A 17780-nucleotide genomic window follows, 5' to 3' on the forward strand; every position below is an offset into this window, starting at 1 on the left:
CAAGTCGGGCCCGCAGCGGATGGAGGCTTCCTATGGGTGATTTAACGATGGATTTTTTACGACTGATGCTGATGGCAGCCATGCTGCTCACCAGCCTGCAGGGTCAGGCGGCCGAGCCGGCAGCAGCCCCTGTTCCAGCTACACATGAGGTGGAATTTTTACGCAATCCCGACAAGGCCTGCACCGACTGTCACAAGGAGCAGAGCGAGGGAATGCACGGCAAGCATGGTCAGGCGACCAATCCCAACAACCTGGCACCTGTCACCTGCACCAACTGCCACGGCCAGCCCTCCCCTCAGCACAGGGAAGGGGTCAAAGATGTGATGCGCTTTAGCCACAGCCTGAAGGATAAAGAGAGCATCAAGCTTTATCCCATCAGCGAGCAGAATGGAGTCTGCATGAGTTGCCACGAGCCCAAAGTGCTTCGCGAGGCGCTCTGGGCCCACGACGTGCACGCCACCAAGCTCACCTGCACCAGCTGCCACCAGTTGCATCCGGCCAAGGAGCCCATGGTGGGGATCCCGGAAAAATCCCGCATCAGGCTCTGCGTCGACTGCCACAGCAAGCAACATGAGGCCGTCAAGGCGGCCAAGGCGAACACCACCTCGGGCAAGGAGGCACAATGAGCTGCTCTCGCCGTGACTTTATGGCGGGCATGGGAGCAGGGGCCCTTATCATGATGACGGGGCCGACTCGCTCCCTTGCCACCCCCCTTGCCCACAGCCAGACCATCGACGGGGTACGCTTTGGCATGCTCCACGACGAGACGGCCTGCATCGGCTGTACCGCCTGCATGGATGCCTGCCGGGAGGTGAATCAGGTGCCAGAGGGGGTCTCGCGCCTCGAGATCATCCGCTCCGGCCCCATCGGCACCTTCCCCGATGCCGAGTACCACTTCTTTCGCAAGTCCTGCCAGCACTGCGACAACGCACCCTGCGTGCACGTCTGCCCCACCGGTGCCTCCCATATCCGCAAGGAGGATGGCATCGTCGACGTCAACCCGGATCTCTGCGTCGGCTGCATGTACTGTCTGGCCGCCTGCCCCTATCAGGTGCGTTTCATCAACCCTGTGACCAAGGTGGCCGACAAGTGCGACTTTTGCCGCAAGACCAACCTGGCGGCAGGCAAGGAGCCGGCCTGCGTGGAATCCTGCCCCACCAAGGCGCTGGTGTTCGGCAATCTGGATGATCCGGACAGCCCCATCGCCCAACGACTGGTGAAGGAGACCACCTATCGCTACAAGCAGGCGCTCGGCACCTCGCCCAAGATGTACCGCGTGCCCAAAGGGGAGATAACGTCATGACCATGCAAGCGGCATTGCAATTCCTCTCCCTTGTCTGGGGATTTGTCCGATCGCCATCTACCGCAGTCACAGAAGGAGGAATGGATCATGTTGCATGACGCATTTCACTTCCCTTCACTTGTCTGGGACTGGCCCATCGCTATCTATCTCTTTCTGCTCGGCATCTCCGCCGGAGCCACCACCCTCTCGGTGCTGTTGCGCCGCAAGGGGGCAGGCAGCGAGAGCGGCATCATCAAGGCGACCGCAATCCTGGCGCCGGCGAGCGTGATATTGGGGCTGCTGATCCTTATCTTCCATCTGGCCCGCCCCTGGACCTTCTGGAAGTTGATGTTCCACTACCAATTCGACTCCGTGATGTCGATGGGGGTCATGCTGTTTCAGCTCTATATGGCGGTGCTGTTCGCCTGGCTGGCGGTGGTGTTTCGCTCCGAGATTGAGACATTGCGTCGTCACCTGCTGCAAGAGAAGTTCGCCTTTGTGGATGGGCTGATTGGCTGGCTCGCCCGCATCGAGCGGCTGCTGGCACCGCTGTTGCTGCTGCTCGCCGTACTGCTGGGGGCCTATACCGGCTTTCTGCTCTCGGCGCTCAAGACCTATCCGCTCTTGAACAACCCGGTGTTGCCGGTGCTGTTTCTGGTCTCGGGCATCAGCTCCGGCATCGCCTCCACCATCTTGCTGGCGGTGACGCTCTTCAAGGAGAACCACCACAGCCAGGGGGTGAGCTTCGTGCATCGCTTCGAGCGGCCGGTGCTGGCGGTGGAGGTGCTGCTGCTGGTCTGCTTCTTTACCGGCCTCTACTTCGGTGGCGGCCAGAAAGAGGTGGCGATGTGGGCGGCCATCGGCAGCGGCTTCTGGGCTCAGGTGTTCTGGATAGGGGTGGTGGGCTTCGGCATGCTGCTGCCCCAGCTGCTGGCCCTGCTGACCCCGGCCCCCCTGCGGGAGCGCAATGGCCATCTGGTGCTGGTCTGCAGCCTGACCCTGGTGGGGATCATGCTGCTGCGCTACTTCGTGCTTTATGCCGGCCAGATGACGGTAGTGTAACCGTATACTCACCGGCGCCAGCCACCTTCGGGTGACTGGCGCTTATTTGTTGCCAGGAATGTGGATGTTATCCCCCAGCGCCGGTACGGTGCAGACGCTGCGGCATAACATAGACGAATGATTGACTGGAGGTTGTGTGCTGGCAGAGCTCGGCTATCTCTCACTGTTGCTGGCGGCGGCACTCTCCTTGCTGCAGGGCACCCTGCCCTGGCTGGGATTGCGGCTCGCCTCCCCGACCCTGCTGCGCTGCGCCACGCCGCTGGCACTGATCAATGCCATCCTGCTGTTAGCCTCCCTGCTGCTGCTCGCCAGCTGCTTTGGCCAGGATGATTTCACCATCAGCTATGTGGCTCAACACGCCAACAGCGCCCTGCCGCTGGGCTTCAAGCTGGCTGCGGTATGGGGCGGCCACGAGGGCTCCATGCTCTTTTTTGTTTTTGCATTGGGGCTGTGGGGCGCCCTGGTGGCCCTTTGCTCCAAGCGGGTCGATCCGCTGATCACAGCCCGGGTATTGGCCATCATGGGGCTGATCGTCGGGCTCTTTGCCCTCTATACCCTGCTCTTCTCCAGCCCGTTTGACCGCCAGTTCCCGGGGCCGCTGGAGGGGCGCGATCTCAACCCCATGCTGCAGGATATCGGCCTTATCATCCACCCGCCCCTGCTCTATCTCGGTTACGTCGGCTTTGCGGTCAACTTCGCCTTCGCCATGGCGGCGCTCCATTCGGGCAGACTGGATGGCGCCGTGGCCCACTGGAGCCGCCCCTGGGCGCTCGGCTCCTGGGTGTTTCTCACCGCCGGCATAGTGCTAGGTTCCTGGTGGGCCTACTACGAGCTCGGCTGGGGCGGCTGGTGGTTCTGGGATCCGGTAGAAAACGCCTCCCTCTTGCCCTGGCTGCTCGGCACTGCCCTGCTGCACGCCCTGATTGTCTGCGAGAAGCGCGGCGCTTACGGCCACGCCGTGCTGTTGCTCTCCATCTTTACCTTCGCCTTGAGCCTGCTCGGCACCTTTGTAGTGCGCTCCGGGGTGCTCACCTCGGTACACGCCTTTGCGGTGGACCCCAGCCGCGGCCTCACCCTCTTGTTACTGCTCGGCTTGCTATTGACCTGCGCCCTCACCCTGTTTGCCCTGCGGGCGGACATTCGCGCCCCCTATGCCCGCTTTGGCTTGCTGTCAAAGGAGGGGCTGCTCGGCGCCTCCATCCTGCTGCTCTGCGTGGCCTGCGCCAGCGTGCTGCTCGGCACTTTCTACCCCATGGTGTTCCAGTCGCTTCATCTGGGCTCGCTCTCGGTGGGTGCCCCCTATTTCAATACCATCTTCGTGCCGCTGGCCCTCTGCCTAATGGCGCTGATGACCCAGCTGCCACGCCTGCGCTGGCAGCAGCTTGCGGCAGGTTCCCGGCTCAACTCGCTGTTGCCGCCGCTGTTTGGCCTGCTTGGCGGCGGGCTGCTTAGCCTTGCCTATCTGGAACAGGGATCGTTTTCCGGTAGCTGGATTGGCATCCTCGCCAATATGGTGAGCCTCTGGCTGATGGCCAGTCTGTTACTCCCGCTCATGCAACCGACATTTCTGCGCGAGTTCACCCTCAATCGGTTTGGCAGCTTGCTGGCCCACCTCGGGGTGGCGGTGTGCGCCCTTGGCATCGCGCAGGTGAGTGACCACAGTCAGGAGGGGGGCACTGTGCTAAGTGCCAACCAGCCCTACCAGCTCGGTGCCTTCGAATTTCGCTATGAGGGGCGCGAGCCGGTGATCGGCCCCAACTATACCGCCGAGCGGATCACGCTTAGCGTGCATAAAGACGGTAAAGAGGTGGCGCGGCTGACGCCGGAGCGGCGCCACTACAGCGTGCGCACCATGAACATGAACGAACCGGGCATCGCGTGGGGACTTTTTGGCGATCTCTACGTGGTGCTGGGTGAGAAGATGGGGCCAGATGCCTATGCCATGCGGCTGCACTACAAGCCGCTGGTGCGCTGGATCTGGCTCGGCGGCCTGTTGATGATGGCGGGCGGCACCCTGCGCCTGCTCGCCCGTCGCCCCTTGCTTGCCTCCCGTTCCGTTGCGGTTCGCACCTCCCATCAACGGCTCGAACAGGAGGCGTTATGAGATCCCGCCTGCGTCTCTTTCTTCCCCTGCTCCTTACTCTGGGGCTCGGCACTCTGCTCTGGCTCGGCCTTGGCAACAATCCATATAGCCAGGATGAAGCGACGCTCGGCCGTACCCTGCCTGCGTGGCAGAGCGACAATCTGCTGGATGGGAGCCAGCTCCAGACCGCCAGCCTCAAGGGGGAGCCCTTTGTCCTTAACGTCTGGGCCAGCTGGTGCGCCAACTGCCGCGCCGAACATCCGCTTCTCAGCGAGCTCGCGTCCACAGTGCCCCTCTATGGTCTCAACTACCGGGACAAGAGGGATGCCGCCCGCGCCTGGCTTATCCAGGCGGGCAACCCCTATCGCGCCGTACTGGCCGACCCCGACGGCAAACTGGCCCTTGAGCTCGGCGTCTACGGCACGCCTGAGACCTATTTGTTTGATGCCGATGGTGCCCTGCTCGTCCGCCATACCGGCGAGCTTACCAAAGGGATCTGGCAACGCCAGTTTGCCCCCCAGCTCGACAAGGCGCGAGCTGATGCGCAGATAAAGGCTGCCACAACGGCACCCGCGATTGCGCCATCTATTGCGCCGTCTATTGCAACATCAGCTCGGGAGACACAGCCATGATGCGCCGTTCTCTTGCCTGCACCCTGCTGGCCCTCGGCATGCTGCTGAGTGCAACTGCATATTCCAGCGGAGTCGATACCTATCAGTTTCGCCACCCCGAGCTGCAAAATCGGGCGCAAGAGCTGGCCCGCGCCCTGCGCTGCCCCCAGTGCCAGAACCAGAATCTGGTGGAGTCCAACTCCCCCATCGCGCGAGATCTGCGGCTAGAGGTCTACCGCTGGGTGGACGAGGGGCAGTCTGATGAACAGGTGATCGCCCGCATGACGGAGCGCTTCGGCGATTTCGTCCGCTACGATCCCCCCTTCAAGAGCAGCACGGCGCTGCTGTGGAGCGGTCCCCTGCTGCTGTTGGGGCTGGCGCTGTTGACCCTGTTTCGCCGCCTGACGCGCACAAAGGCGCAACCCATCCCTGTCGTTAAGGCCATCGTTGAGGCCCCCCCTCAACCCGCCGCCGATCCGCGCAGCGAATTGAATTTGCTGATCATGCACGGGGAGCAGGCAGGCCTCTCCCCCGACCAGCCACTCTACAGGGAGCTGAGCGCCGCCCGCCTGGCCAGCGCTATCCCGGCGGCTGAGCTGGCCCTGCGCGCGCAACTGGCCAACCAGCATGACAATCGCGGCCGCTATCATCGGCACGGGCTTGCCTTGTTGCTGCTTGGCCTCCTGGCCATCGCGGCCGTTGCCGCTGTGTATCTGGGCACCGGCCGCTATCAGGCATGGCAGGATTATGCATCCCGTCCCGATCCGCTGGCGGGATTGAGCCCGCGGGATCTGCAAGACAAGGAGCTGGGGAGTCTGCATCAGAAGCTTCAGCGAAATCCTGCCGATCTCGACAGCTGGGCGGCGCTCGGCCAGCTCTATCTCTATCGGAACGAATATGACAACGCTCTGCTCGCCTATCAGCGTCTGGCCCTGCTGGAGGGGGGTGCAAGCGCGGCGACTCAAGCCGCCCAAGCCACCGTGCTCTACTATCAGGCGGGCCAGCAGCTGACTCCCGAGGCAACCCGCCTGCTCGATAGTGCTCTCAAGCAGGATGCGGGGGAAGTGAGCGCCCTGATGCTGCTCGCCTCCGATCACTTCCTGCATGGCCGCTACAGCCAGGCCATTGCGCTGTGGCAGCAACTGCTCGATGGCGAGCGCCCTCGCATCAACCGGGCCGCGCTGATTGAGGCGATCCAGACGGCAAGCATAATGGGCGGATAACCCCTTGATTGAAGGAGGGTAATCGTGGTGATATGGCGCCGCGACCACGCAAGTGGCTCAGCACTCTCTTTCAATAGACAAGGATGTCTGGATGCAACTCACCCTGTTAAACGACTCGGGCAAATTCGATGGGCTCGATGACACCATTAGGCACGTTTTTGCCGAGACGGCGCACAAATTGAATACCTTGTTCGATCTCTCCCAACTGGATGTCACCTTCAGCCCTTTTGCCGAGGGGGATGCTCCCGACTCGGGTATCGGTGGCTGGGCCATCAACATGTATCGAATAGAACTCCAGCTTGATCTGGAACGGCCCGACATCAAAGAGGTGATCATTACCGAATTGCCTGCCGTGCTGGCCCACGAAGTCCACCATATCGTGCAAAAGAAGAACAAGGTGGAAGCAGAAACACTGGCCGAAAACCTGATTTTTGAAGGACTGGCCTGCTACTTTGAGCAGAGGTTCAATGGTGGCACCCTCCCCTCGCTGTTCAAGGAGTCTCATCACCATGACTGGCAATCGCTCCTGGCAGAGATGACGCCCCATCTATCCAGCAAGCAGTTCAACTATTTAGACTTTTTCTACTGCCGTGATAACCGGCCATTTCCCAAATATGCCGGTTACTGGGTGGGGTTCAATCTGGTGGCCAACTATCTGGCCAAAAATGGCCTGAATGAAATAGAGGTCATGGGCCTGCCCGCCGAAGCGTATTTCAATTAACACGCCTTTACACTGTTAATGGCTATCACAGAGCCCAAACCCGGAGAGAAGATCATGATCCCCATTCGCTGCAAGGCCGTCTCTGGCGTTGCCCTTACCACTGTCGATGGCGAAACCAGATTGCTGGTGATGAAACGGGTCAAGGGGGGGTTCTGGTGTCATGTGGCAGGCACGGTGGAGGCGGGTGAAACCGGCTGGCAGACCATTATTCGGGAGTTTGGCGAAGAGACGGGGATACGGGTCACCGAACTCTACAACGGCCAGTATCTGGAGCAGTTTTACGAGGCGAGCTTGAATACGGTGGAGGTGGTGCCGGTCTTTGTAGTCTATTGCCCGCCCAATCAGGCGGTGATTCTCAACGACGAGCACATAGACTATCGCTGGTGTTCCCAGGCCGAAGCCAAGGCGCTGGTGAGTTTCCCCGGCCAGAAGGCGCTCTACGGCCATATCTGGCACCATTTTGTCGACAACGCCCCCTCTCCCCTGATGCGGGTCGATATCCGCTGACCGCGCACGGCTTCCCCCTGTAAATGCAACACGCCCCCGGATGGGGGCGTGTTGTATCTAAAGCCAGCCAAGCGCTTTTGTTAGCCCAAGCAGATGGCCTACGGCCGCTCGCCAGCGGCCAGACGGCGGTTGATATCGGCGATAACCGGGGCGATGTCGGCCAGGGTATCAATCACATAGTGTGCCCCCGCCGCCCGCAGTTTGGCCTCGGCCGGTGCGCGCCGGGCGGCGATCTCCGCCTCGCTCATGGCGGCAAACTCTTCCCAGGTGGCACCAAATTCGTTGCCGGAAACCGACAGCCCCACCGTCCACATGCCCGCGTTAAGCCCTTCGCTGATACCCGGCACGGCGTCATCCACCTTGATGCAGCGATGCACCGCGCTCACTCCGAGCTCAATCACGTTGGCCAGCGCCATCCAGGGGCCGGGGCGACCACCAGCCTTGAGATCGTCGGTGGCGACCCAGTGATCCGGGCGATAGCCGTGATCGGCCGCCGCTGGTACCAGCGCCTCCATCACCGGACGGGGATAACCGGAGCAGGAGCCGATTTTCATCCCCTGCACCCGCAGAGCGTCCAGCACCGGCAGCACACCGGGGATGGGGGTGGCAAAGCAGGTCACGGCGGCAATCTGCAGCGGCATAAAGGTGTGATAAATGTGGTCCACCTCGGCGTGGCTCATGGGGTGGCCGAAGCGAGCCTGCCAGCGCGCATCCACCGAAGGTAGACGGCCCAGCGCGGCGATATGATCCCACTTGCCAAGGCCCATAGGCTGGCGCGCCTCATCCAGGGTCACTGGAAAGTCATAGGCGCGGGCGAAGGCCTCGACGAAGATGGAGGTGGGGGCGAAGGAGCCGAAATCGACGACGGTACCGGCCCAGTCGAGGATCAGCGCCTCCACGTCGGTGGTCGGGTCGATGGCAGTCTGCAAGTCAGTCATGGTGGTGTTCCTGTTTCGGTGAAAGTGCGATCTCGCCAAGGGCGTGATCGAGAATGGTGATGGCGCGCACCAGATCGGCGCGGGCGATATTGAGCGGTGGCGAGAGCTGGATAACGTTGCCCTGGGAGACCTTGAAGCTGAGCCCCAGCTCCAGACAGCGGTAGAGCAGCCGCTCGGCGGCCTGGCTATTGCGGGCACGACTCTGGTGATCGACCACCAGATCGAGCGCCCAAAGCATACCGATACCGCGTACCTGCCCGATCAGCGGGTGACGCTTAGCCAACTTGCCGAGCTCGGCCGCCATAAAACCGCCATCCTCCTGCGCTTTTGCCAGCAACCCCTCTTCGCGGATGGTAGCGATGGTCGCGAGGGCCGCCGCGCAGCCGATAGGGCTCTTCTCGTGGGTGTAGTGACCGAGCGAAATAGCTGCGGCCTGATTGAAACGGTCGCGGGTGATGAGCGCGGCAAACGGCACCACACCGCCCCCCAACCCCTTGCCCAGACAAATGATGTCAGGCTCGATGCCGAACTCTTCAAAGCTGAACCAGTGGCCGGTGCGGCCCAGGGCATTGGGGATCTCGTCGACGATCAGCAGCACCCTGTGGCGATCGCAGATCTCCCGCACCCGCTGCCAGTAGGCCTTCGAGGGCACCTGTACGTCGGTGTTACGGATGGGCTCGGCGATAAAGGCGCCTATTCCTCCCTCCTTCTCGATGACGTACTCCAGATAATCGGCGTAGTGCAGGTCATCCACCTCCCCGCGATACCAGACGCCGCGATAACGGGTGGGCGGCGGGATGCGCTCCACTCCGGCCATCAGCGGGCCCATGCCAGCGCGAAAACAGGCTTCACCGCCGACCGAGATGGCATCGAGAGAGGCGCCGTGAAAGGCATCCCACAGGGACACCACCTTGCTGTTGCCGGTGATGAAACGGGCAAGCTTCAGGGCAATCCCCACCACCTCGCTGCCGCCGGGGGCGAACAGCACCCGGTTGAGATCGCCGGGGGCCAGCTCGGCCAGGGTGCGGGCACAGTCGATGGCAACCTGATGGGTGTAGCGGCGGGGTGCAAACGGCAGATCGGCGAGTTGCTGCTGCACCGCGGCCACCACCCTGGGGTGGCCGTGGCCCAGCTGATGGACGCTGTTGCCGTGAAAATCGAGGTAACGCTTGCCCGATACGCTGGTCAACCAGCTCCCCTGCGCCCCCTCGATCAAATCCAGACAGGGGGTGGAGAGGGCCTGATGGAGAAAGTAGCGGCTGTCTTCCGCCAATCCCGCCTGTACATCTTCGCTCTGGTCAGCCCACCAACGCGCCCGCCCCTCGCCGAGGTTGATATCCCCTTCGCTATCGGAGCGGCCACTGCCGTGCAGCTTATGGTCATGCAAATCGCGGCCACGCAGATCACGACCCTGAGCCAGCATGTTGGTCATCGCGCGTCCCCTTGCCAGTAGCAGGCGCTGGCCATGGCGGCGAGCAGATCGCGCACCCGCTCAGGGGTCACGTCGCCGATATTGCCGATACGGAAGCAATCGGCTTGCGAGACTTTGCCCGGATAGATGACAAAGCCCTGCGCCTTGAGCCGCTGGTAGAAGTCAGCGAAGCGGTAGTCCGGGTGGGTCGGAGAGTAGAAGGCGGTGATGATGGGGGATTGCCACTGTTCTGGCAGCATCGGCGCAAAGCCAAGCGCAGCCATCCCCGCCACCAGCGTACGCTGATTTTCACTGTAGCGCTGATGACGGGCTTCAATGCCCCCCTCCTCGTCCAGCTCACGCAGGGCTTGGGCAAAGGCAAGCACAGTATGGGTGGGCGAGGTAAAGCGCCACTTGCCCCCCTGCTGCTCCATGGTCTGCCACTGGGCGTGCAGGTCGAGGGAGACCGAGCGGGCGCGACCGGCACAGGCTGCCAACGCGGCGCGGCGAGCGATGACGAAACCAAAGCCCGGCACCCCCTGAATGCACTTGTTGGCGGAACTGATCAGAAACTCGATGCCAAGGCACCCCATATCGATGGGGATACCGCCAAAGCTGCTCATGGCATCGACGATCAGGCGAATGCCGCGGCGCTGGCAGAGCGCAGCCACCTCCTCCAGCGGGTTGAGCATGCCGGTGGTGGTCTCGCAGTGCACCATGGCCAAGTGGGTGATCTCGGGGTGGCGCGCCAGCATCGCCTCGATGGCTGCGGGTTCCGGGCGGGTTGTCTCGCCGCAATCGAGCTCGTGGTGGCGCAGGCCAAGACAGCGGGCCATCTCCCCCATACGGGCACCGTAGGCGCCGTTGTTGATGATCAGCAGACACTCATCGATGCCTATCGCCGAGCCCAGCACGCTCTCCACCACATAGCTGCCACTGCCCTGCAGCAAGACGGCGCTGTAGTCACTTTCATATTCAGGGCCGGTGGCGAGGCGCACCAGCTCGCGGCGGATGGGCTCCACCACACCGAGGTTGTAGTCCGCATCCCAGGTGCAGCTGTCTTGCAGCATGGCGGCGCGCACCGTGGCGGTGGTCGAGAGGGGGCCCGGGGTCAGCAGCAGGTAATCGACGGCGGCGGGGGCCGCAGGAATATGGGTCATGACTTCGCTCCTTTTGGTATATACCAGAATGAGCGCATTGTGGGTAACTGCCCCGCCAAGGTCAAAGGGGTGGCGCTACGTGCAACAAAAAATTCATTTTCAGCGCAGGGATCGCGATAATCTAGGAAGCCTGAACAACAGGGGCGATTCTGGTATCTACCAACGCATGTTGATGTTGCCGTGAAACGACCGGGCAGATGACCTGTCCTGTGCCCAGCCAATTGCCCAACTCATTGCACAACTTATTGCAAAACCAGGGATTTTCATGAGCAAACCGCAATATCTGCAAATCAAGGATGCCCTCGCCAACCAGATCTTGGCGGGAGGGCTGGCCCCCAACGACAAGCTCCCCTCCGAGCGGCTGCTGGGGGAACTCTATGGCACAACAAGAGTCACCATCCGCGAGGCGCTGGTGCAGCTGGAGGCGAACGGCCTTATCTATCGGGAGGATCGCCGCGGCTGGTTCGTCACCCCGCCGCGCTTTCGCTTGAACCCCAGACGCACCTCCAACTTTCACCAGATAGTGCGGGAGCAAGGGGGAGAACCGCACACCGAGCTGCTGGAGAAAAGCCGCCAGGCAGTACCGCCCGCGTTGATGGCGCAGCTGCAGCTCAAGCCGTTCGACAGCCTGTTTCTGCTAAAACGGCTGCGCTACGCCAACGGGCGCGCCATCTGCTACTGCGAGAACCACTGCCTGCCTGAGCGGGTACCCGGCCTGCTGGAGCTGGATCTCAACGGCAGTCTGACCGAGATCTACCAGGCCCATTACGATCTCCACTACGCCCGCATGCAGGTACGTTTCTTCCCCACCGCCCTGCCGGACGAGGTGGCCAAGGCGCTGGGGGCCACCGCCGGTCTACCCGCCCTGCGCCTCGAGCGACTCAACTTCGATCAGCACGGCCGGGTACTCGACTTCGATCTGGAGTACTGGCGTCACGACAGTCTGGAGATCGAGGTGGATACCCAGGATTAGTCACGGATAAATCAGGAACGGCAAAACGTCACGGGGCTGTCACGGTCACGTCATAAAGATCCCCTAGCCTCTCTCTCGACCAATCTGGTTTATACCAAACCAATTTAACTGGAGAAGAGGATGAAACAGGGAACCCATCTGCTGGCTGCCGCCGTGCTGGCTGCCATGACCGCCCCGGCACTGGCCGCGACCGATCTCACCGTCTACACCGCCTTCGAACCGGAGCAGCTCAACGAGCTGAAAACCGCGTTCGAGCGCCAGCATCCGGACATCAACATCAAGTGGGTGCGTGACTCCACCGGCGTGGTCACCGCCCGCTTGCTGGCAGAAAAGGCCCAGCCCAAAGCGGATGTGGTATGGGGACTGGCCGCCACCAGCCTGATGCAGCTCGATCAGCAGCAGATGCTCAATGCCTATGCACCGAAAGGACTGGATAAGCTCGACAGCCGCTTTCGCGACAGCAAGGCCGAGCCGCACTGGATCGGTCTGGACGCCTTCTTCAGCGCTATCTGCTTCAACAAGGTAGAGGCGGAAAAACAGGGGATCCCGGCCCCCACCAGCTGGGCCGACCTCACCAAGCCCATCTACAAGGGCAAGGTGATCATGCCCAACCCCAGCTCCTCCGGCACCGGTTACCTGAGCGTTGCGGGCTGGCTGCAGACCATGGGCGAACAGCAGGGCTGGCAATTTATGAACGGCCTGCACCAGAACATCGACCGTTACACCCACTCGGGCTCTGCCCCCTGCAAGCTGGCCGCCAGCGGTGAGACGGTGATCGGTATCTCCTTCGACTTCCCGGCGACCAGCCTCAAGGCCAAGGGTGCCCCCATCGAGGTGGTATTCCCGAAAGAGGGGTCGGGCTGGGATATGGAAGCCGCCGCCATCATCAAGGGCACCCCCAAGCTGGAAGCAGCCAAACAGCTGCTCGACTTTGCCGCCACCGAACAGGCCAACGCCCTCTACAACAAGTCGTTCGCCGTGGTCGCCATCCCCGATGTGGCCCAACCGAGAGCGGGCTATCCGGCGGATATCAAAAGCCAGATGATCGACAACGACTTTAGCTGGGCAGCCCGCGAGCGTAACGCCATCCTGGCCCAGTGGAGCGCCAGCTTCGACGGCAAGACCGAAGCCAAGCAGTAAGCGTGAAGGGCGGCGGTTTGTTCACGCCAGACACACCGCTGCCAATAAACTGCCAGTCGAAGGCCAACAGCTGTTGGCCTTCGCTTTTTGGTTTTAACTTCCCGAGTTTGTATTGCCTTCAATTAGCGATGCTTCGCCCATCCACACAGGGCCCAACCACTTGCTGGCGACCCGATCTCATTTGACTGTCATCAAGCTGTCATCCCCCGATCACCTGACCGTCACACTTCACCCTCAAACTGGTATATACCAAATCAGTAGCGAGTCGAACCATGACCCAGCCCTATCTGGACATTCAACATCTCAACAAGCAGTTCGGTGCTTTTCAGGCCCTCAAGGGGATCTTTCTGACCATTGAGCCGGGGGAGTTTATCTGCTTTCTCGGCCCCTCCGGCTGCGGCAAAACTACCCTGCTCAGAGCCATCGCCGGGCTGGATCTGCCGGACAGTGGCGAGATCTGGCAAGGGGGGCGCAATATCTCCCGCCTACCGCCCCAGGAGCGCGATTTTGGCATCGTGTTTCAGTCCTACGCCCTCTTCCCCAACCTGACGGTGGCCCAGAACATCGCCTTCGGCCTTGAGAATCAGGGGTTGGCGCGGGATCTCATCAAGGAACGGGTCGATCACTGGCTGGGGCTGGTGGATCTCACTGCCCAGTCCCACAAATACCCGAGCCAGATCTCAGGCGGCCAGCAGCAACGGGTGGCGCTGGCCCGGGCCTTGGCCCTCTCCCCCGGTCTGTTGTTGCTGGACGAACCGCTCAGCGCGCTGGATGCACTGGTGCGCACCCATCTTCGCAGCGAGATCCGCGCCCTGCAGCAGCGCCTTGGCATCACCACCATCATGGTGACCCACGATCAGGAAGAAGCGCTGACCATGGCTGATCGCATCGTGGTGATGGAGGGCGGCCGCATCGTACAGGTGGGCACTCCGCAGGAGATCTACCACCAGCCTGCCAGCCGTTTCGTGGCAAGCTTTGTCGGTACCATGAACTTCCTCGAGACCCTGGTGCTGAGCCCCAATCAGGTGCGTCTCAACGAACAACCGTTGCAACTCGCCAATCAGGCCGCGGCCGGCAGCAAATTGCAGGTGGCGATCCGCCCCGAGGCAATCACCCTGAGTGCGCCGAGCGAGCCGTATCTTGGGCAACATGGCGTTGAAGCAACCATCGATCAGGTGGAGTTTCTCGGCGCCGCCCAGCGTCTTATCTGCACCGCCGACACCTATCTGGGCCCGCAGCAGATCTTGGTGGAGCGCCCGACCCACGAGCTGCCCCGTCACGAACAGGGTGGCTGGCGCAGCGGCATGCGCTGCTCGCTGCACTGGCCCGCCGCGGCGATGCAACTGTTTGAAGGAGATCGCCCATGACAGCCCCCTTTGCGACCTCCTCCCTGTTGCCGCCAACGACAGCCCGGCAAGAAGGCCGCTGGCAGCGGCTCTGTCGCGGCTGGAGCCGGGATCAACTGCTGCAACTGATCCTTCTTGCACTCGGTATCGCCCTGCTCACCGGCGGTCTGCTGCTGCCGCTGCTCACCATGCTGCAAAAGAGCCTGCAGGATGAGAATGGCCTCTGGATAGGCCTTGCCAACTTCAGCGCCTACTTCGACTCCCCTCATCTGGGGCGCACCATTGGCAACACCCTCTGGCTCGGGGTGCTGATCACCGCGCTGGTGGTGACCATCGCCTTTGGCTACGCCTATGCCCTCACCCGCACCTGTATGCCGGGCAAGCCCCTGTTTCGCCTCATAGGTTTGATCCCGCTGTTGATGCCCTCCCTGCTGCCCGCCATCAGTCTGGTCTACTGGTTTGGCAATCAGGGGATCGCCAAGGGGCTGCTCGGCGGCGAGAGCATCTACGGCCCCATAGGTATCGTCATTGGCCTTGGCTTCTGGTGCTTCCCCCACGCTTTGATGATCCTTATCACGGCGCTCGGTCAGAGCGATGCCCGCCTCTATGAAGCCTCCCGGGTGCTGGGCAGCAGCGGCTGGCGCACCTTTGTCACCGTCACCCTGCCCACCGCCCGTTATGGCCTGCTCAGCGCCGCCATCGCCGTCTTCACCCTCACCATCTGCGACTTCGGGGTGGCCAAGGTGATTGGCGGCCAGTACAGCGTGCTGGCCACCGATATTTACCGGCAGGTGATCGGGATGCAGAACTTCTCCCTCGGCGCCGTTGCCAGCGTCACCCTGCTGCTGCCGGCGCTCTTGAGCTTTGCCCTGGAGCACAGAGTGCGCAGCAAGATGCAGGAGCAGAGCAGCACCAAGGCGGTTCCCTATCAGCCCAAGCCCCATCGGCTGCGGGATCTGCTGGCGCTCGGCTGGTGTGCTCTCTGGGCCCTGCTGTTTCTGGCGCTGGTGGGGATGGCGGTTTACGGCTCCCTGGTACAGTTCTGGCCCTACAACCTCGCTCTGACGCTGGATCACTACGCCTTTGACAGCAACAGCGTCTATGGCTGGCAGCCCTTTACCAACACCTTGCAGCTGGGCCTCTATACCGCGCAGATCGGCACCGTACTGGTGATGGTGCTGGCCTGGGCGCAGGAGAAGGGGCGCCACTTCGCATGGCTTCGCCAGCTGCTGCATCTGCTCGCCATGCTGTCGCTGGCGGTACCCGGCATGGTGCTGGGGCTGGGTTACATCTTCTTTTTCAACGGCAATCCGCTGTTTGGCGGCCTCTACGGCACCCTGCCACTAATGGTGCTCTCCTGCGTCATCCACTACTACACCGTGGGTCATATGACGGCGCTGACCAGCCTCAAGCAGTTGCCCAAGGAGCTGGAGCTGGTGGCTATCTCATTACGTATTCCGCTCTGGAAGGCGTTCTGGCGAGTCACCCTGCCCGCCTCCCTGCCTGCACTGCTGGAGATCTTTATCTATCTGTTCGTCAACGCCATGACCACCACCTCGGCGGTGATCTTCCTCTATTCGAGCGACAGCGTGCTCGCCTCCATCGCCGTGCTCAATATGGAGGATTCCGGCGATACCGCCGCGGCCGCCGCCATGGCCACCCTGATCCTGCTGGCCGCCGCCACCGTCAAGCTGCTCCAGCTCTTTTTAAGTCGCGCCCTGCTGGATCGCACCCAGCGCTGGCGCCACCAATAACCTTATCGCGGAGTCATCATGTCCACTCTCCCCTTCTGGCTGGCCGAAGCGCTCGCCGCCGAACAGCCCGCACCGCCCACGCCCCTTCACGGCCACCACGAGGTCGATATCTGCATCGTCGGTGGCGGCTTTACCGGGCTCTGGAGCGCCATCGCCCTTAAACAGGCCGAGCCACACTTGCGCGTCATGGTGCTGGAGAAAGATCGCTGCGGCAGCGGCGCCTCCGGGCGCAACGGCGGCTGTTTGCTCACCTGGTCGGCCAAGTATTTGACGTTAAGGCGCCTCTTTGGCGAAAAGCAGGCCGCCTGGCTGGTGCAAAGATCCGAGCAGGCGGTGCACGAGATCGCCCGCTTCTGCGAACAGCACAACATTGAGGCACAGCTGAGGGTCGAGGGCACCTGCTACACCGCCACCAGCGAGGCGCAGCGCGGCCTGATGGAGCCGGTATTGCAGGAGCTACAACGCGCCGACCTTAACCAGTGGCAGGTGATTGAAGAGGGTGAGCTGGCGAGCCAGAGCGGCTCCCACGTTCATCTGGAGGGGCTCTACAGCCCCCACGCGGGGTCGGTGCAACCGGCGCTCTTGGTGCGCGGCCTGCTGCGGGTGGCGCGGGAACTGGGGGTCGAGGTCTATGAACACTCCCCCATGCAGCGCCTTGAGGCGGGTCAGCCGGCACGGGTGCAGACACCGCAGGGTGAGGTGCGTGCCCGCAAAGTGGTGCTGGCCCTCAACAGCGCCATGGTGCAGCACTTTCGCGAGTTTCGCCGCAGTATCGTGCTGGTCTCCTCCGATATGGTGATAACCGCCCCCGCGCCGGATGCACTGGCCGCCCAGCAGCTTGAGCACGGCCGCTCCGTGGTGGATGGCCGCACCTTCGTCCACTACTACCGTTCCACCCCGCAAGGGCGGCTGATGCTGGGCAAGGGGGGCAACACCTTCGCCTTTGCCAACCGCCATCTGGCCGAGTTTGATGCCCCCAGCCGTTATCTTGCCCCCCTCACCCGCACCCTGCGCCGCTTCTTTCCGGCGCTCAACGAGGTGCCCATCGCCGCCAGCTGGTGCGGCGCCTCCGACCGCTCGGTGGATGGCCTCCCCTTCTTCGGCCACTGGCGAGGGCAGCCCAATATCGTCTATGGCCTCGGCTACTCCGGCAACGGGGTGGCGCAGAGCTGGATGGGCGGTCAAGTACTGGCGGCTTTGGTGAGAGATGAAGTGCGGGAGGAGGACAAGCCGTGGCGCGACTGCGCGCTGGTCAGCGGCCCGCGCGGCTACTTCCCGCCAGAGCCGTTTCGCTGGCTAGGCGCCATGGCGGTGCGCAATGCCATCCGCCGCAAAGAGCGGGCGGAAGATGAGAACCGCCCGGTGGCCTGGTATGACAAACAGCTGGCCAAACTTGCCGATGCGGCGGGCAAGGCGGATAAATAGCCTTCCCAAGACCATATTTATTGAAACTGCCGCCCCTTGGGTCGGCAGTTTACAGGTGAAACCAGAGGGACATTATCAAGCAACATGACCAGCTGATTGACCCCTGCGTCAGCAGAATTGATGCATCAGCAGGACAGCTCCAGA

At 62.2% G+C, this 17780-nt stretch carries 16 protein-coding genes; 13 read left to right on the forward strand and 3 right to left on the reverse strand.

Annotation, left to right across the window (positions count from 1 at the left end; genetic code table 11):
• The first annotated feature begins 32 nt into the window (after nt 1-32).
• The 8 genes from nrfB (at nt 33) to I6L46_RS07590 (ending at nt 7489) form a co-directional block, all read left to right on the forward strand.
• Nucleotides 33-626: a cytochrome c nitrite reductase pentaheme subunit gene (gene nrfB / locus I6L46_RS07555; protein WP_216977781.1), complete on the forward strand. Its 594-nt coding sequence runs from the start codon at nt 33-35 to the stop codon at nt 624-626.
• Nucleotides 623-1303 carry a cytochrome c nitrite reductase Fe-S protein gene (gene nrfC / locus I6L46_RS07560; protein WP_216977782.1) on the forward strand — a complete coding sequence of 227 codons (681 nt, stop codon included), beginning with the start codon at nt 623-625 and terminating at the stop codon, nt 1301-1303. Before nrfB ends, nrfC begins: the two co-directional genes overlap by 4 nt.
• An 87-nt stretch (nt 1304-1390) precedes the next feature.
• Nucleotides 1391-2344, forward strand: coding sequence for a cytochrome c nitrite reductase subunit NrfD (gene nrfD, locus I6L46_RS07565; protein ID WP_216977783.1), 954 nt, complete (start codon nt 1391-1393; stop codon nt 2342-2344).
• A gap of 136 nt (nt 2345-2480) precedes the next feature.
• On the forward strand, nt 2481-4448 hold the full coding sequence (gene nrfE / locus I6L46_RS07570; RefSeq protein WP_216977784.1) for a heme lyase NrfEFG subunit NrfE: 1968 nt from the start codon (nt 2481-2483) through the stop codon (nt 4446-4448).
• Nucleotides 4445-5059, forward strand: a complete 615-nt coding sequence (locus I6L46_RS07575; RefSeq protein ID WP_216977785.1) for a DsbE family thiol:disulfide interchange protein — start codon at nt 4445-4447, stop codon at nt 5057-5059. Before nrfE ends, I6L46_RS07575 begins: the two co-directional genes overlap by 4 nt.
• On the forward strand, nt 5056-6261 hold the full coding sequence (gene nrfF, locus I6L46_RS07580) for a heme lyase NrfEFG subunit NrfF (protein WP_216977786.1): 1206 nt from the start codon (nt 5056-5058) through the stop codon (nt 6259-6261). Before I6L46_RS07575 ends, nrfF begins: the two co-directional genes overlap by 4 nt.
• 91 nt (nt 6262-6352) lie before the next feature.
• On the forward strand, nt 6353-6982 hold the full coding sequence (locus tag I6L46_RS07585) for a DUF2268 domain-containing putative Zn-dependent protease (protein WP_199428600.1): 630 nt from the start codon (nt 6353-6355) through the stop codon (nt 6980-6982).
• Between the two features lie 54 nt (nt 6983-7036).
• Nucleotides 7037-7489 carry an NUDIX pyrophosphatase gene (locus tag I6L46_RS07590; protein WP_216977787.1) on the forward strand — a complete coding sequence of 151 codons (453 nt, stop codon included), beginning with the start codon at nt 7037-7039 and terminating at the stop codon, nt 7487-7489.
• A 98-nt stretch (nt 7490-7587) separates the two neighbouring features.
• Here the strand turns inward: I6L46_RS07590 and phnX are convergent, their stop codons facing one another.
• Genes phnX through phnW form a run of 3 tightly spaced genes read right to left on the reverse strand, consistent with a single transcriptional unit; the run spans nt 7588 to nt 10998 of the window.
• Complete coding sequence (phnX, locus tag I6L46_RS07595) at nt 7588-8427, reverse strand: phosphonoacetaldehyde hydrolase (protein WP_216977788.1); 840 nt, start codon at nt 8425-8427, stop codon at nt 7588-7590.
• On the reverse strand, nt 8420-9859 hold the full coding sequence (locus I6L46_RS07600; protein WP_216977789.1) for an aspartate aminotransferase family protein: 1440 nt from the start codon (nt 9857-9859) through the stop codon (nt 8420-8422). Before I6L46_RS07600 ends, phnX begins: the two co-directional genes overlap by 8 nt.
• Nucleotides 9856-10998 carry a 2-aminoethylphosphonate--pyruvate transaminase gene (phnW, locus tag I6L46_RS07605; RefSeq protein ID WP_216977790.1) on the reverse strand — a complete coding sequence of 381 codons (1143 nt, stop codon included), beginning with the start codon at nt 10996-10998 and terminating at the stop codon, nt 9856-9858. The genes I6L46_RS07600 and phnW overlap by 4 nt, the downstream gene beginning before the upstream one ends.
• A 265-nt stretch (nt 10999-11263) precedes the next feature.
• Between phnW and phnR the strand changes: the two genes are divergently transcribed.
• From phnR to I6L46_RS07630, 5 genes are all read left to right on the forward strand, one after another.
• On the forward strand, nt 11264-11971 hold the full coding sequence (gene phnR / locus I6L46_RS07610) for a phosphonate utilization transcriptional regulator PhnR (RefSeq protein ID WP_047438836.1): 708 nt from the start codon (nt 11264-11266) through the stop codon (nt 11969-11971).
• A 120-nt stretch (nt 11972-12091) separates the two neighbouring features.
• Nucleotides 12092-13111 carry a putative 2-aminoethylphosphonate ABC transporter substrate-binding protein gene (locus I6L46_RS07615; protein ID WP_216977791.1) on the forward strand — a complete coding sequence of 340 codons (1020 nt, stop codon included), beginning with the start codon at nt 12092-12094 and terminating at the stop codon, nt 13109-13111.
• A 272-nt stretch (nt 13112-13383) separates the two neighbouring features.
• Nucleotides 13384-14478: a putative 2-aminoethylphosphonate ABC transporter ATP-binding protein gene (locus I6L46_RS07620; protein WP_216977792.1), complete on the forward strand. Its 1095-nt coding sequence runs from the start codon at nt 13384-13386 to the stop codon at nt 14476-14478.
• Entirely contained in the window at nt 14475-16211 is a 1737-nt protein-coding gene (locus I6L46_RS07625) for a putative 2-aminoethylphosphonate ABC transporter permease subunit (RefSeq protein WP_216977793.1), read from the forward strand. Before I6L46_RS07620 ends, I6L46_RS07625 begins: the two co-directional genes overlap by 4 nt.
• An 18-nt stretch (nt 16212-16229) precedes the next feature.
• The gene (locus I6L46_RS07630) at nt 16230-17636 is read left to right on the forward strand and encodes an FAD-dependent oxidoreductase (RefSeq protein WP_216977794.1); all 1407 of its coding nucleotides are present in this window, start codon (nt 16230-16232) and stop codon (nt 17634-17636) included.
• The last annotated feature ends 144 nt before the right edge of the window (nt 17637-17780 follow it).

It is taken from the genome of Aeromonas sp. FDAARGOS 1416, from assembly GCF_019048085.1.
Lineage (GTDB): Bacteria > Pseudomonadota > Gammaproteobacteria > Enterobacterales > Aeromonadaceae > Aeromonas > Aeromonas veronii.

Excerpts from the sequence above, each read along its gene's own strand:
- I6L46_RS07600 (WP_216977789.1), bottom strand. The coding sequence starts at position 9,859 with ATGACCAACATGCTGGCTCAGGGTCGTGATCTGCGTGGCCGCGATTTG.
- nrfB (WP_216977781.1), top strand. The coding sequence starts at position 33 with ATGGGTGATTTAACGATGGATTTTTTACGACTGATGCTGATGGCAGCC.
- I6L46_RS07630 (WP_216977794.1), top strand. The coding sequence starts at position 16,230 with ATGTCCACTCTCCCCTTCTGGCTGGCCGAAGCGCTCGCCGCCGAACAG.
- nrfF (WP_216977786.1), top strand. The coding sequence starts at position 5,056 with ATGATGCGCCGTTCTCTTGCCTGCACCCTGCTGGCCCTCGGCATGCTG.
- I6L46_RS07585 (WP_199428600.1), top strand. The coding sequence starts at position 6,353 with ATGCAACTCACCCTGTTAAACGACTCGGGCAAATTCGATGGGCTCGAT.
- nrfD (WP_216977783.1), top strand. The coding sequence starts at position 1,391 with ATGTTGCATGACGCATTTCACTTCCCTTCACTTGTCTGGGACTGGCCC.
- I6L46_RS07615 (WP_216977791.1), top strand. The coding sequence starts at position 12,092 with ATGAAACAGGGAACCCATCTGCTGGCTGCCGCCGTGCTGGCTGCCATG.
- I6L46_RS07620 (WP_216977792.1), top strand. The coding sequence starts at position 13,384 with ATGACCCAGCCCTATCTGGACATTCAACATCTCAACAAGCAGTTCGGT.
- I6L46_RS07575 (WP_216977785.1), top strand. The coding sequence starts at position 4,445 with ATGAGATCCCGCCTGCGTCTCTTTCTTCCCCTGCTCCTTACTCTGGGG.
- phnR (WP_047438836.1), top strand. The coding sequence starts at position 11,264 with ATGAGCAAACCGCAATATCTGCAAATCAAGGATGCCCTCGCCAACCAG.
- phnW (WP_216977790.1), bottom strand. The coding sequence starts at position 10,998 with ATGACCCATATTCCTGCGGCCCCCGCCGCCGTCGATTACCTGCTGCTG.
- nrfC (WP_216977782.1), top strand. The coding sequence starts at position 623 with ATGAGCTGCTCTCGCCGTGACTTTATGGCGGGCATGGGAGCAGGGGCC.
- I6L46_RS07590 (WP_216977787.1), top strand. The coding sequence starts at position 7,037 with ATGATCCCCATTCGCTGCAAGGCCGTCTCTGGCGTTGCCCTTACCACT.
- I6L46_RS07625 (WP_216977793.1), top strand. The coding sequence starts at position 14,475 with ATGACAGCCCCCTTTGCGACCTCCTCCCTGTTGCCGCCAACGACAGCC.
- phnX (WP_216977788.1), bottom strand. The coding sequence starts at position 8,427 with ATGACTGACTTGCAGACTGCCATCGACCCGACCACCGACGTGGAGGCG.